12 protein-coding genes are annotated in these 12,835 nt (G+C 65.8%); 11 read left to right on the top strand and 1 reads right to left on the bottom strand.

Annotated elements, in window-relative coordinates; translation table 11 throughout:
* Positions 1 to 58 precede the first annotated feature (58 nt).
* The gene (locus tag JAB8_RS19565) at positions 59 to 715 is read right to left on the bottom strand and encodes a hypothetical protein (protein ID WP_070224268.1); all 657 of its coding nucleotides are present in this window, start codon (positions 713 to 715) and stop codon (positions 59 to 61) included.
* A 674-nt stretch (positions 716 to 1,389) separates the two neighbouring features.
* Here JAB8_RS19565 and JAB8_RS19560 point away from each other — a divergent pair.
* The 11 genes from JAB8_RS19560 to JAB8_RS19510 all read left to right on the top strand — a co-directional run bounded on the left by JAB8_RS19560 (position 1,390) and on the right by JAB8_RS19510 (position 12,815).
* Positions 1,390 to 3,921 (top strand): M4 family metallopeptidase, encoded by a 2,532-nt coding sequence (locus tag JAB8_RS19560; RefSeq protein WP_070291052.1) that lies wholly within the window; start codon positions 1,390 to 1,392, stop codon positions 3,919 to 3,921.
* A gap of 242 nt (positions 3,922 to 4,163) precedes the next feature.
* Entirely contained in the window at positions 4,164 to 5,357 is a 1,194-nt protein-coding gene (locus tag JAB8_RS19555; protein WP_070291051.1) for a type II secretion system F family protein, read from the top strand.
* A gap of 22 nt (positions 5,358 to 5,379) precedes the next feature.
* Positions 5,380 to 7,077: a GspE/PulE family protein gene (locus JAB8_RS19550; protein ID WP_070291050.1), complete on the top strand. Its 1,698-nt coding sequence runs from the start codon at positions 5,380 to 5,382 to the stop codon at positions 7,075 to 7,077.
* Entirely contained in the window at positions 7,064 to 7,852 is a 789-nt protein-coding gene (locus tag JAB8_RS19545) for a hypothetical protein (protein WP_139143098.1), read from the top strand. Before JAB8_RS19550 ends, JAB8_RS19545 begins: the two co-directional genes overlap by 14 nt.
* Positions 7,843 to 8,391 carry a hypothetical protein gene (locus JAB8_RS19540; RefSeq protein ID WP_070291048.1) on the top strand — a complete coding sequence of 183 codons (549 nt, stop codon included), beginning with the start codon at positions 7,843 to 7,845 and terminating at the stop codon, positions 8,389 to 8,391. Before JAB8_RS19545 ends, JAB8_RS19540 begins: the two co-directional genes overlap by 10 nt.
* Entirely contained in the window at positions 8,379 to 8,999 is a 621-nt protein-coding gene (gene pilO, locus JAB8_RS19535; RefSeq protein ID WP_070291047.1) for a type 4a pilus biogenesis protein PilO, read from the top strand. The genes JAB8_RS19540 and pilO overlap by 13 nt, the downstream gene beginning before the upstream one ends.
* Entirely contained in the window at positions 8,996 to 9,535 is a 540-nt protein-coding gene (locus tag JAB8_RS19530) for a hypothetical protein (RefSeq protein WP_070224261.1), read from the top strand. The genes pilO and JAB8_RS19530 overlap by 4 nt, the downstream gene beginning before the upstream one ends.
* On the top strand, positions 9,532 to 11,424 hold the full coding sequence (locus JAB8_RS19525; RefSeq protein WP_240453453.1) for a secretin and TonB N-terminal domain-containing protein: 1,893 nt from the start codon (positions 9,532 to 9,534) through the stop codon (positions 11,422 to 11,424). Before JAB8_RS19530 ends, JAB8_RS19525 begins: the two co-directional genes overlap by 4 nt.
* Positions 11,421 to 11,903 carry a type II secretion system protein gene (locus tag JAB8_RS19520; protein ID WP_071654440.1) on the top strand — a complete coding sequence of 161 codons (483 nt, stop codon included), beginning with the start codon at positions 11,421 to 11,423 and terminating at the stop codon, positions 11,901 to 11,903. Before JAB8_RS19525 ends, JAB8_RS19520 begins: the two co-directional genes overlap by 4 nt.
* The gene (locus tag JAB8_RS19515) at positions 11,897 to 12,292 is read left to right on the top strand and encodes a type II secretion system protein (RefSeq protein WP_205602295.1); all 396 of its coding nucleotides are present in this window, start codon (positions 11,897 to 11,899) and stop codon (positions 12,290 to 12,292) included. Before JAB8_RS19520 ends, JAB8_RS19515 begins: the two co-directional genes overlap by 7 nt.
* Positions 12,279 to 12,815, top strand: a complete 537-nt coding sequence (locus JAB8_RS19510) for a type II secretion system protein (protein WP_240453454.1) — start codon at positions 12,279 to 12,281, stop codon at positions 12,813 to 12,815. The genes JAB8_RS19515 and JAB8_RS19510 overlap by 14 nt, the downstream gene beginning before the upstream one ends.
* Positions 12,816 to 12,835 lie beyond the last annotated feature (20 nt).

Raw genomic sequence — 12,835 nt, 5'->3', positions numbered from 1 at the left:
ACAGCAGGGATACAGGAAGATTCCTGAACTTCCCCTACTTAACGGGGACAGAGCCTTTTCATTGTGCGACGATTTTCGACAATACGGAAAAAGCCGCGCCCGTCTGCGACGCTTCCAGCAGCAAGGTCAGCTCCGTATACGTGCAGATGATGTTGATCAGGTTGATGCGCTCCCAGGCCAGGCGCTTGAGGATGGCGTGATACACGCCCGGCGTATAGCAGGTTTCGGCCGCCAGGTGCAGGGTCACGGCCGTCACCCGCTCCAGGCGCGCCAGTTCCTGCTCTTCGCCGAACACCTCCTCCACCAGCGCGTGCAGCGAACGGCTGCAGATCACCATCACCTCGTTGACGCCGCGCGTAATGGTGATGAATGTGCCCCGCTGGGGCGCTGCCAGCGCCAGCAACTGGCGCTGGCAGGCATACGTCTGGTCGGAATAGCGGTAGGTAACAACCATCAATTCGCTGCGCGTGGACAGTTCGCCCGCGCGGTGCGCCAGCACGATCTCGCCGTTTTTCTGCTGCGGCATCCGCTCGGCCAGGCGGCGCAGCGCCATCACCACGGCGGCCTGCCCCACCGGTTTCCATAAGTCGGTCTGCAATTGCGGCTGCAGCTGGCGCGCCAGCTCCGACAGGTTGAGCAAGCCACGGCCCAATCCCTCGCTGAGAAAGGCCGATTCCATCACGATCTGTTCCACTTTGGTCGCTATCGAAAGCATAGTTCGTCGGGCCGGTGATTCCGGTGCACGCACCAGGAGCCGGCAACCCTTCCTGAAAAAAAGATGCACTGCGCCAGCGGCCGCGCCGGGCGGCACGGTCGGACTTACAGAAAAGAATCCCCTCGCGGGGGAAGAGCCGGCTGGCGGCCGCTAGGAAGGCGGATGCAGCATGAGTGCCGCTCCAGAGGGGAAATGGCTGAAACCAACAGCAGAAAACAGAACTGACGTCATGTGAAACTCCCGATTTTTTTCCCGATGCGCTGTATCTGGACGCGGTCATTGCCGCGTGCGCTTTTTTTGTCTTCACGTGCTCCGCTGGGGGGCAATGCGAAGAGCTAGTGTAGATCGCAACATTTAGAAAAGGCAACAGTGTTTTTCCAACAGAGCGCGCCAATAGGGGTAGTAGTCCAAAACAAAAGTTGCAGCTTGTGGTAGATCAAACTTTCCAACGATGCGACGCCGATAAATGTTCAATTTTTAACAAAAATTCGCCTGATGACCCATTTCTTGAATTTTTTGACATGGCGATCTCGACAAGTTTAGTGTCCCCCTACCCGGCGTCATGCCATCACAAAACGGCAGGCTATCCGCCCGCCGCCAGGCGCGCCGGGGTGGCCATCAGGCATCGCGGCCAGCTCATTCACCATTTCCTTAACCGATACCATGGAGCAGAAATGAATTTACGTTTGACGATAGTTGCCGCATCCATCGCCGCCCTGCCGCTGATGGCCACCACGGCCGATGCCGCCACCCCGCTGCCACAGACCCTGATGGCCGCGCCGGTCGCCCTGGCTTCTCCACAAGAGACCGCCAGCCTGGTCAACAAGCTGGCCGCGCAGGCACGCAGCCGCGGTCTGAATACCGAGCATGGCTTTGCCGTCGGCGCCCAGCATCCGGGCGTCAGCGGCACGCGCGTGAGCCGCGTACAGCACACCTACAAGGGCTTGCCCGTCTTCGGTTCCGAGACGGTGGTGGTCAGCAACAGCGCCGGCGACATCGTCAGCGAATCCGTGTCGGACCGCGCGTCCGGCCTCGGCAGCGGTGGCGTCAATTCCGTCACCCGCAGCGCCACCACCGATATCGACACCACGCCGGCCGTCAGCGCCGCCGCCGCCATCGCCGCTGCCGTAAAAAGCATCGGCGTGCCGGCCGTCGACCATGTGCCGCCGCATGCGCAGCTGCTGATCTATCCCGTGATGAAAACCGTGCGCGTGGCCGGCGCCGAGAACAAATCGGAAGCCGCGCTGAACGCCCTCGACGTGCAGGACGTGGTCGACCACTACGAGCTGGCCTACCTGGTGCAGACGCGCATGATCAGCGGCAGCAAGCCCGTCTACTACGACACCATCGTCAGCGCCCGGGATGGCCGCATCCTGCGCCAATGGAAAGCCCTGAAAACCGTCGCCGGCATCGGCAACAGCCAGTACAACGGCCAGGTGCCGCTCAACACCACGCTCACGGGCAGCACCTACACCATGAAGGACCCCAGCCGCGGCACGGGCGGCAGCTTCGGCGGCATGGCCATCACGAATGCCAACCACGGCACCACCTCGGGCAGCGTGTACAGCAACACCAGCAATACCTGGGGCGACGGCCAGCAATACATCAGCGGCGGCAGCACCACCAACGCCAACGGTCAGACGGCGGCCGTCAATGCGATGTGGGGCTTGATGAACACCTACGACACGCACAAGAATGTGCTGGGCTGGTCCAGCCTGGACGGCAACAACACGGCCACCCACATCGCCGCCCACGTCAACACGGCCTACGACAACGCCTATTACGACAGCAACTGCAAATGCATGTACATCGGCGACGGCGGCAGCGCGTTCAACAACCTCGGCTCCATCGACGTGATCGGCCATGAGATGGGTCACGGCATCACGGACGCCACCTCGGGTCTGATCTACTCGCAGGAGTCGGGCGGCTTGAACGAATCGAGCTCGGACATCGCCGGCGAGATGGTGGAAGCGTATGCGCGCGCCGGCGGCACGGGCACCACGATCCCCAACACGGGCAACGATTGGATGACGGGCAAGGAGATCGCCAAGAATGGCCAGCCGCTGCGCTGGCTGTACAAGCCGAGCAAGGATGGCAGCAGCCCGAATGCGTGGAGCAGCACCATCAAGAACCTCGACGTCCACTACAGCAGCGGCCCGAACAACCGCATGTTCTACTTCCTGTCGCAAGGCTCGAATTCCACGTCCAGCAGCGACTACTACAGCTCCTACCTGAACAAAAGCCCGCTGGCCATGACCGGTATCGGCAGCGACAAGGCTTACCGCATCTGGTTCAAGGCCGCCACCACCAAGTTCACCTCGTCGACCAACTATGCCGACGCGCGCAACAAGGTGCTGCAGGCAGCCGAGGAACTGTATGGCGTGGGCAGCGCGGAATCGATCGCCGTCAAGCGCGCGTATGCGGCCATCAACGTGGGTACCGACGTCGATGAATCAACGACGGGCGGCGCGGTGATCATCACCAGCCAGCCGGCCAGCATCACCGTCGCACCGGGCGCCACCGCCTCGTTCGCCGTGGGCGCGGGCGGCGGCACGGCGCCGTACACCTACAAGTGGTACCGCAACGGCGCCGTGATCAGCGGCGCCACGTCGCCGGCCTACAGCTTCACGGCCGTGGCGGCCGACAGCGGCGCCGTCTTCAAGGCCACGGTGACGGATTCCTCGTCGCCCGCCGTGACGGCCACGTCGAACAACGCCACCTTGACGGTGGGCACCAGCAGCGCCACCGAAAGAGTGACGAACGGCGGCTTCGAGGCCGGCGCCACGGGCTGGAGCGGCACCACCGGCGCCATCGGCACATTTACGGGGCAAACCGCGTACGAAGGCACGCAGTACGCCTGGCTGGGCGGCAATGGCGTCACGGCCAGCGAATCGCTGACGCAAAGCGTGGCCATTCCGGCCGCCGCCACGTCCGCCAGCCTGAGCTTCGCGCTGCATATCGACACGGCGGAAACGGGCAATACCGTGTACGACAAGCTGGTCGTCACCGTGAAGAACAGCGCCGGCACGGTGCTGGGCACCCTGGCCTCGTACTCGAACGTGAACAAGGCGGCCGGCTACCAGATCCGCACTTTCGACCTGATCGCCTACAAGGGCCAGACCGTGCAGATCTCGTTCGCCGCCACCGAGGACGCGTCGCTGCAAACCTCGTTCGTGATCGACAAGGTCAGCCTGGTTACCCAGTAAGCGGCTGAACATGCGGGCAAGTCATCGAAACGAGGCTTGCCCGCACAGCACGATTGATTTCCTGGCAATTCCAGTCTACCCTGAGGCAGTGATTGCATCTTGCCTGCTGCCGGTACCCGCGACGAATTGAACTTTTTTGGATGGTTCCTGACCGATGCCTACTTCGACCTTGTCCGCACGCGCTTTCCCCCATTCCAGCCTGTCCATTTTTACGCCTGCCACCATGCCCGCCTGAGCCGGCCATGCAGTTCCACCTCCAGGTGCTGGGTCCGGCGGGCAGCCAGGCGCTGGCCATCGACGCCGCCAGCGAGGCCGAGGCGATCCGCGCGGCCGTGCGCGGCGGCTGGCGCGTGCTGGCCGTCGACGACGGCGCCGCGCCGGACGCGGGCGCCGCGCTGCGCCCCGGCAAACAAGGCTTGCCCCTGCTGCAATTCAGCCAGGAGCTGCTGGCCCTTCTCGAAGCGGGCCTGAACCTGGGCGAGGCCATGGCCACCCTGCACAACAAGGAAACGCGCCCGGGCGCGAGGAGCACCCTGGCCGCCATCGTGCTCACCCTGCAGCAGGGGCAAAGCTTCTCCGACACCCTGGCCGATTTCCCCGATATCTTCCCCGACATTTACATCGCCACCGTGCACGCGGCCGAACGCTCGGGCAACCTGCCTGAGGCGCTGGCGCGCTTCGTCGCCTACCAGCTGCAGTTCGACGCCATCCGCAAAAAACTCATTTCCGCCGCCATCTACCCGTGCATGCTGCTCGTCGTCGGCGGCCTGGTGACCCTGTTCCTGCTCGGCTATGTGGTGCCCAAATTCAGCGTCGTCTACGAAAGCTCGGGCCGCGAAATTCCCTGGATGTCGCAGATGCTGCTCGGTTTTGGTCAGACCCTGGCCGCGCATCCGCTGCTGTGCGCCGGCGCGCTGGCCGCCGCCGTCGGCGCCGTGGTCTTCGGCATCGCCAACCGCGCCATGCGCATGGCGCTGGTGCTGCGCCTCTTGCGCCTGCCCGTACTGGCGGACAAGGCGGCCGAATTCCGCCTGGCCCGCTTCTACCGCGCCCTGAGCCTGCTGCTGCACGCGGGCATCCCGCTGCACAAGGCGCTGGCCATGGTCGGCCCCATGCTGCTGCCGGCGCAGCAGGAGCAGCTGGCGCAGGCGCGCCGCGCGGTGCAGGAAGGCATGCCGTTTTCCACCGCGCTGGAACAGGCCGGCATGGCAACGCCGGTGGCGCAATCGCTGCTGAAGGTGGGCGAGAACACGGGCCGCCTGGGCGACATGCTGGAACGCTCGGCCAAATTCCACGACGAGGAATTCGCCCGCTGGGTGGACTGGGCTTCGCGCCTGCTCGAGCCACTCTTGATGACCATCATCGGCGTGGTGATCGGCGGCGTGGTGGTGCTGATGTACATGCCGATCTTTGAACTGGCGGGGAGCTTGTCTTGAACCTTATCGTGAAGGTGCGGCCATGAACGCGCGCGACGAAGAACGGGCCGTGCTCGATGCGGCCATGCTGCGCCGCGCCCACGCGAGCGCACTGGAACAGGGCCGTCCGCAGATGGCCGTGCTGCAGGAAACGGCGGCCCTGCCGCCCGAAGTCTTCCTGCGCCAGCTGGCCGCCCTGTTCCGCTACCCGGCCTGGACGATGGCCGAACTGCAGGCCGCCCTGCCCGCCTTTTCCCTGCTGCCCTACACCGATTGCGCCCAGCGCGACTGCGTGCTGCTGCAACCTGGCGTTCCGGGCACGCCGCCCGTGCTCGTCATCGGCAATCCCTTCAGCGAGGACCTGCTGCAATGGGCCGACTTCGCCCTGTCCACGCCCTTCACGGTGGCGCTGGCGCATCCGGACGACCTGGCCGCCTACCTGCAGCAGCAGGAAAGCGTGCAGCAGGCGATGCAGGAGATGCAGCACGGCGATGATCTGCCAGGACTCGACCAGAGCATCGAAGACATCTCGCTCATCCGCATCAGCGAAGACAGCAGCCCGGTCGTGAAACTGGTGAACTCCACCATCTACGATGCCCTGAAATTCCAGGCCAGCGACATCCACCTCGAATGCGACGTGGCCAGCCTGGTCATCAAATACCGCGTCGACGGCGTGCTGGTGCAGGCGGGCCAGGTGCAGGGGCTGCAGATGGCCGAACAGATCATCTCGCGCATCAAGGTGATGGCCGACCTCGACATCGCCGAGCGCCGCATCCCGCAGGATGGCCGCTTCAAGGTGCGCGTAAAGGGGGCGGAGATCGACTTTCGCGTTTCCATCATGCCCAATATCTTTGGCGAGGATGCCGTGCTGCGCCTGCTGGACCGGCGCGCGCTGACGGAGGCGGCGCAGGCGCTGCGCCTGGAAAGCCTGGGCCTGAACGAGGATGCCATCGAACAGATCCGCCGCCTGGCCGCCAAGCCGCACGGCATGCTGCTGGTGACGGGGCCCACCGGTTCCGGCAAGACCACCACCCTGTACGCGGCCATCACGGAAATCAACACGGGCCGCGACAAGATCGTCACCATCGAAGACCCCGTCGAATACCGGCTGCCGCGCGTGCTGCAGATACCCGTCAACGAAAAGAAGGGGCTGACGTTCGCGCGCGGCCTGCGTTCCATCCTGCGCCACGATCCCGACAAGATCATGATCGGCGAAATCCGCGACGATGAAACGGCGCAGATCGCCGTGCAGGCGGCGCTCACGGGCCACCTGGTATTTACCACCGTGCACGCGAACAACGTGTTCGATGTGGTCGGCCGCTTCCTGCACATGGGCGTCGATGCCTACAGCTTTGCGGCGGCCCTGAACGGCATCGTGGCGCAGCGCCTGCTGCGCCTCAATTGCGCCCATTGCGCCGTCGACGCCAGCGCCGAGGTGCTGGCCGACGCGCAGCAGCTGCGCGACAGCGGCCTGGCCCTGCATCAGGTGCAGGACTGGCAATTCATGGCCGGCAAGGGCTGCGGCCACTGCCGCGGCACCGGCTACAAGGGCCGCAAGGCCGTCGCCGAGGTCTTGATGCTCAGCGATACGATGCGCGAAATGATCTGCACGCGCGCGCCCCTGAGCCAGATGAAGGAAGAGGCGGCGCGCAACGGTTTCCGCCTGGCGCGCGAAGCGGGCCTGGACCTGGTGCGGCGCGGAGAAACCACTTTAGCGGAGCTCAATCGTGTCACTTATTGAACGCCTTGCCCGCGCCACCGTGTGCCTGCACCTGGCCCCGCACGGGCTGCACGGCGTGCTGCGCCGCGCCGGCCGTCCCCTGCCCGACAGCGCCTTCCACCTGCCCATTGCGAATCCCGACGCCAGCTGGGAAGTGGCGCTGGCCGCCCTGCGCGGCTGGCTCGAACACGATGGCGGCAAAAAAATGCCGCTGGCCGTCAGCCTGGCCAGCCGCTGGTGCGCCATGCTGATGGTGCCGTGGAGCGGTGCCTTGCTCGACCGGAGCAGCGCCCAGCGCTTCCTGCACAGCCAGTTCGGCGCCGTGTATGGCGAGGGTGCGCGCGCCTGGCGCCTGGCCGCCGACGACGCCCCATACGGCACGCCGCGCCTGGCCTGCGGCATCGATGCGGCCCTGCTGCAAGGCGTGCAGGACGCGGCGGCCGCGCATGGCCGGCGCTGCCTGTCCATCGAACCGATCGCCGGAGCGGCCTGGCGCAGCATCGCCGGTGCCAAGCCCGACGCCTTCGCCCTGGTGGAAGCGGGCCGGCTGCTGCTGGCAACGACGGGCGGCGGACGCATCACGGCCCTGCACAGCCAGTCCTGCGCCGCGGCCTGGGGCGATGAACTGGACCGGGCATGGCGGCGCTGGAACTTGCGCGCGCCGCAGCTCGACGCCATCGAACACGTGGCCCTGATCGACTTGAGCGGCGTGCCGCAGGCGAACGTGCCAGAACGCTTCGTGCCCATCGCCGTGGCCGGCCCCGCCCACCTGATGCGGGAGGCCGCATGGGCCTGAGTCGCCTGGAATTCCTGCCGCCCGGCGCCGCGCAGACGTTCAAGGGCTGGCGCCTGGCCCTGTGCCTGGCGGGCGGCTTGCTGTTGCTGCCGGCCGCGGTGTACTGGCTGGTGCAGGCGCAGGAAACGCGGCGCCTGGAGGCGCAGCTGGCGCAGCTGCAGCCCGCGCGTCCCGTGCATGCTCCGCTCTCGGCGAACCAGCAGCGCGAGCGCGACCTCGAACTGAAACAAGTAGCCGCCGCCGTGCGCCAGCTCAACCTGCCCGTCACGCGCCTGGTCAGGACGGTGCAGGCGCCGCGCGACGTGCGCGTGGCCCTGCTGGGGCTGGACCTGAACGCGCAGCAGGGACAGGATGGCGCCAGCGTGCTGAAAATCGCCGCCGAGGCGGAAACCCCGCAGGACATGCTCAATTACCTGGCCTTCCTGAACCAGCAGCCCATGTTCAGTTCCGTGTATCTGCTCAAGCACGAGATGAACAGTAACGCGAACGCGCCCGCACACCCTTACCGTTTTCAGCTGGAGGCGCAATGGCGGCAATAAAACCCCTGTTAAAAGCCGGCACGCCCGTGGCCCGGCCGCGCCTGCAACTGCGCCTGCCCCCGCGCCTGGCGTGGGAAGCGCAGCGTCTGTGGCGCATGCTGGGCTGGCCCAGCGCCATCGGCGCGGCAAGCCTGGCGCTGGCCGCCGTCGCCGTGCAGCAGGGCGAGGCGCTGGCCGGACGCCAGCAGCCATTGCGCGCGCAACTGGCCGTGATGGCGAAACAGGCGGCGCTGCCGCCGGCGCCCGTCACGCTCGATGCCGATGCGGACAGCCTGGCCGCCTTTCACGCCTACCTGCCCGCGCACGACAGCATTCCCGAGCAGCTGAAGGCCTTGCTGGAAGTGGCGCAGAAGAGCGGCGTCACCCTGGCCAAGGCCGACTACAAGCCGCAGGAAGACGGCAACACGGCCTTTTTGCGCTACCAGATCACCTTGCCCGTGAAGGCCGAATACGCGCAGCTGCAAACCTTTATCGTCGACGCCCTGCAGGCGTTGCCCACGCTGACGCTCGACTCCGTGCTGTTCAAACGCGAGCAGATCGAAGCGGGCGAGATCGATGCACGCATCCAGTTCATCCTGCTGGTCAAGAAGCCGGAGGCGCGCCGATGAAAAAAGCCGTACTGGGGGGCGCCGCCGTGGCGACCTTGCTGGCCGCCCTCTTCGCCCCGGAGGACGAAGGCAGCATCGTGGGGCCGGCCACTGCCACGCCGCGCCAGGTGGAACGGGTGGCGGTCGCGCCCCTCGTCGTCGCCACTGCCGCTGCGCCAGCCAATCGCGCGCTGGCCATCGAACCGCGCCGGGGCCTCGATGACGAAGAAGCGGCCACCCTGTTCGCCAAGCAAAGCTGGCAGCCGGAGACGCCGAAAAAGATCATGCTCGACCAACAGGCGGCGCAGGCCACGCGCACTGTCGCCGCCGTCGATGCGAACGCACCGCCGCCTTTGCCCTTCCAGTTCCTTGGCCGTTTCGTCGACGAAGGCAAGGCCGCCTATTTCCTGCAGGCGGGCGAACGCAACGTGGTGGCGCGGCCCGGCGACACGCTCGAAGAGCGCTACCGCTTCGACGGCGTGGTGCAGGGCGCCCTGCAATTTACCTATCTGCCGCTCAACCTGAAACAGACACTCGCCGTAGGGGATATCAATTGAAACGACGCACACCACGTACTGGCATTACCCTGCTGCCGATGCTGTCCCTGCTGGCCGCCTGCGCCGGCAACCAGGCCTATACCGACGGCCAGGCCATGCTGGGCGCCGGCCGCACGGAACAGGGCCTGGCCCTGCTGGAACAGGCGGCGCAGGCCGAACCGACGAATGCGAAGTACCGCATCGCCGTCACCAACGGCAGGATGCGCGCGCTGAACAACCTCAATGGCCGCGCCGAGGCGCTGCGCCAGCAGGGCAAGCTGCCCGAAGCGCAAGCGCTGTACCAGCAGGCGCTGGCGCTGGACGCCAGCAACGACGTGGCGCAGCGGGGCCTGGCCGGCGTGGCGCAGGATGAACGGCACCGCAAGCTGGTGCAGGAGGCGCAGTCCAGCTACCAGCGCGGCGGCGAAGCGAATGTCGCGCAGGCGCAGGAAGCCTTGCGCCAGGTGCTGCAGGAACGTCCCGCGCAGCGCGAGGCGCTGGCCCTGAAAGGCCGCATCGGCGACGAGCTGGCCAAAAGCCGTCCGGCCGGCGGCAAGCTGGCTGCTGCCTACCGCAAACCCGTGACGCTCGAGTTTCGCGACGCGCCCCTGCGCTCCGTGTTCGATCTTCTCAGCAAGGTGTCGGGCCTGAACTTCGTCTTCGACAAGGAAGTCGATCCCGCCCTGCGCGCCACCATTTCCGTGCGCGACACCAGCATCGAGGAAGCGATCGCCATGCTGCTGGGCGCCAACCAGCTCGAGCAAAGCGTCACCAGCGACAAGTCGATCACGATCTACCCGAACACGCCGCAAAAGGTAAAGGATTACCAGCAGCTGGTGGTACGCACTTTTTTCCTCGCCAATGCGGACGTCAAGACGGTGGCGTTCTCCATCAAGACCCTGCTCAAGGCCAAGGATGTCGTCACCGACGAACGCCTGGGCATCATCATGCTGCGCGATACGCCGGAAATGGTGCGCATGGCCGAGCGCATCATCAACGTGCAGGACCTGGCCGACCCGGAAGTGATGCTGGAAGTCGAGGTGCTGGAAGTCAAGCGCACGCGCCTGATGGAACTGGGCGTGCGCTGGCCCGACCAGGCCAGCCTGACCCTGGCCGGCGTCGCAGGCAGCACGGGAGGCCTGGGCGGCCTGAAGGTGGCGGACCTGCACCGCATCAATGGCGACAATATCAACCTGGGCATCGGCGGCGTCACCCTCAACGCCAACAAGACGGACAGCGACAGCAATATCCTGGCGAACCCGCGCATCCGCGTGCGCAACAAGGAAAAGGCGAAGATCCTCATCGGCGACCGCGTGCCCGTCATTACCGTCACGACGAATAACGGCGTCAGTTCCGACAGCGTCAACTACATCGACGTGGGCCTGAAACTCGACGTGGAACCGAACGTCTACCTGGACGACGAAGTGGCCATCAAGATCAACCTGGAAGTATCGAACGTCGTCAAGGAAGTGATCAGCAAAACGGGCACGCAGGCTTACCAGATCGGCACGCGCAGCGCCTCGACCGTGTTGCGTTTGAAAGATGGCGAGACGCAGGTGCTGGCGGGCCTGATCAGCGACGAAGACCGGGGCACGGCCAACAAGGTACCCGGCGTGGGCGAACTGCCCGTGCTGAACCGCCTGTTCGGCAGCCAGAAGGATGACGCCATGCGCAGCGAGATCGTGCTGTCGATCACGCCGCGCCTGCTGCGCAGCATCCGCCGCCCGGACCTGATGACGGCCGAATTCAACTCGGGCACCGAGGCGTCCGTGGGCGGGCGCGCCAGCGTGGGCGGCACGCCGGAAGCCATCGCCGCGCCCGAGCAAGCCCCTGCGCGCGCCGGCTCGCCCATGACGGGCGGCGACGAGGCGCCCGCGGCAGGCGACAAGTCCGGCAAAGGTGGCCAGTGAGGTGGCCAGTGAAAGAGCGGGGCTTTACCTTCATCGAACTGATGATCACCCTGGCCATCATGGCGACCTTGGCCACGGTGGCCGTGCCGATGGCGCAGGTGGCCTTGCAACGGGCCAAGGAGCAGCAATTGCGCAGCGCCCTGATCGAGATGCGCGAAGCAATCGATGCCTACAAGCGCGCTTCGGACAATGGCCGCATCAAGCTGTCGCTAGGCGCTTCCGGCTATCCGAAAAAACTCGAGGAACTGGTTGAGGGCGTGCCCGACCAGCGCAGCCCGTCGAAGCAGAACATCTACTTTTTGCGCCGCTTGCCGCGCGACCCGTTCCAGCCCAGGGAAGCCGGCAGCGCGGCCGACAGCTGGAGCAAGCGCGCCTATGCCTCGCCGCCCGACAATCCCAGCGAAGGCGAAGACGTGTTCGACGTCGCCTCGCGCTCGACCAAGGTGGGCCTGAACGGCGTGCCGCTCAATCAATGGTGACCGCCATGCAGACCTCGACCATACGCCGCGGCTTTACCCTGGTCGAACTGCTGGTGGTGCTGGCGATCATCTCGCTGCTGCTGACGATCGCCATCCCCCGCTATTTCGGTTCCGTGGAAAAGTCGAAGGAAGTCGCACTGAAGGAAAACCTGCAGGTGCTCAGGAGCGGCCTCGATAAATACTATGCCGACAAGGGAGAATATCCGGCCGCGCTGGACGACCTGGTGACCCACCATTACTTCCGCAGCGTGCCGCTCGATCCCGTCACGGAGTCCGCCGCCACCTGGCAATTGATCCCTTCGCCCAATGGCGAGATCGGCGGCGTGGCCGACGTGCGCAGCGGCGCCAAGGGCAAGACGCGTGAGGGGATTCCGTTTGAACAGCTCTAGTTTCCGGCGCGGCGCACGGGGCTTCGCGTATATCTGGACCCTGATGCTGGTGGCCTTCATGGGCGTGGGCCTGGTGCTGGCCGGCGAACTGTTTGCCACGGCCGCGCGGCGCGACAAGGAGCGCGAGCTGCTGTTCATCGGTCATGAATTCCGCAACGCGTTGGGCCGCTACTACGACAGCACGCCGGCCGACGGGCGGCCCCGCTATCCCTTGACCCTGCAGGAACTGCTGCGCGACCCGCGCTTTGCCAACGCCCGGCGCCATTTGCGCCGCCTGTATGCGGACCCCGTCACGGGCAAGGCGGAATGGGGCGTGCTGCGGCAGGAGGGACGCATCGTCGGCATCCATTCGCTGTCGCCGCAGCTGCCCATCAAGCAGGACAACTTCCTTGACGAAGACGCCAGCCTGCGCCGCAAGCAGCGCTACGCCGACTGGCACTTCACGTATCCGCACGACCTGGTGCTGGCTCCGCCCGACGCGGCCGGCGGCGCGCCCGGCCTCAAGCCGAAAGGCGCGAACTGATATCATGCCCGCATTCCATA

This window comes from Janthinobacterium sp. HH106 (genome assembly GCF_001758725.1).
Lineage (GTDB): Bacteria > Pseudomonadota > Gammaproteobacteria > Burkholderiales > Burkholderiaceae_D > Janthinobacterium.
Note: the sequence above shows the minus strand (reverse complement) of the source record. Positions and strands in the feature narration are given on the sequence as shown.

What these genes read in the sequence shown, in the direction of transcription:
- JAB8_RS19555 (WP_070291051.1), top strand. Translation starts at nt 4,164, where the DNA reads ATGCAGTTCCACCTCCAGGTGCTGGGTCCGGCGGGCAGCCAGGCGCTG.
- JAB8_RS19565 (WP_070224268.1), bottom strand. Translation starts at nt 715, where the DNA reads ATGCTTTCGATAGCGACCAAAGTGGAACAGATCGTGATGGAATCGGCC.
- JAB8_RS19550 (WP_070291050.1), top strand. Translation starts at nt 5,380, where the DNA reads ATGAACGCGCGCGACGAAGAACGGGCCGTGCTCGATGCGGCCATGCTG.
- pilO (WP_070291047.1), top strand. Translation starts at nt 8,379, where the DNA reads ATGGCGGCAATAAAACCCCTGTTAAAAGCCGGCACGCCCGTGGCCCGG.
- JAB8_RS19515 (WP_205602295.1), top strand. Translation starts at nt 11,897, where the DNA reads ATGGTGACCGCCATGCAGACCTCGACCATACGCCGCGGCTTTACCCTG.
- JAB8_RS19560 (WP_070291052.1), top strand. Translation starts at nt 1,390, where the DNA reads ATGAATTTACGTTTGACGATAGTTGCCGCATCCATCGCCGCCCTGCCG.
- JAB8_RS19530 (WP_070224261.1), top strand. Translation starts at nt 8,996, where the DNA reads ATGAAAAAAGCCGTACTGGGGGGCGCCGCCGTGGCGACCTTGCTGGCC.
- JAB8_RS19540 (WP_070291048.1), top strand. Translation starts at nt 7,843, where the DNA reads ATGGGCCTGAGTCGCCTGGAATTCCTGCCGCCCGGCGCCGCGCAGACG.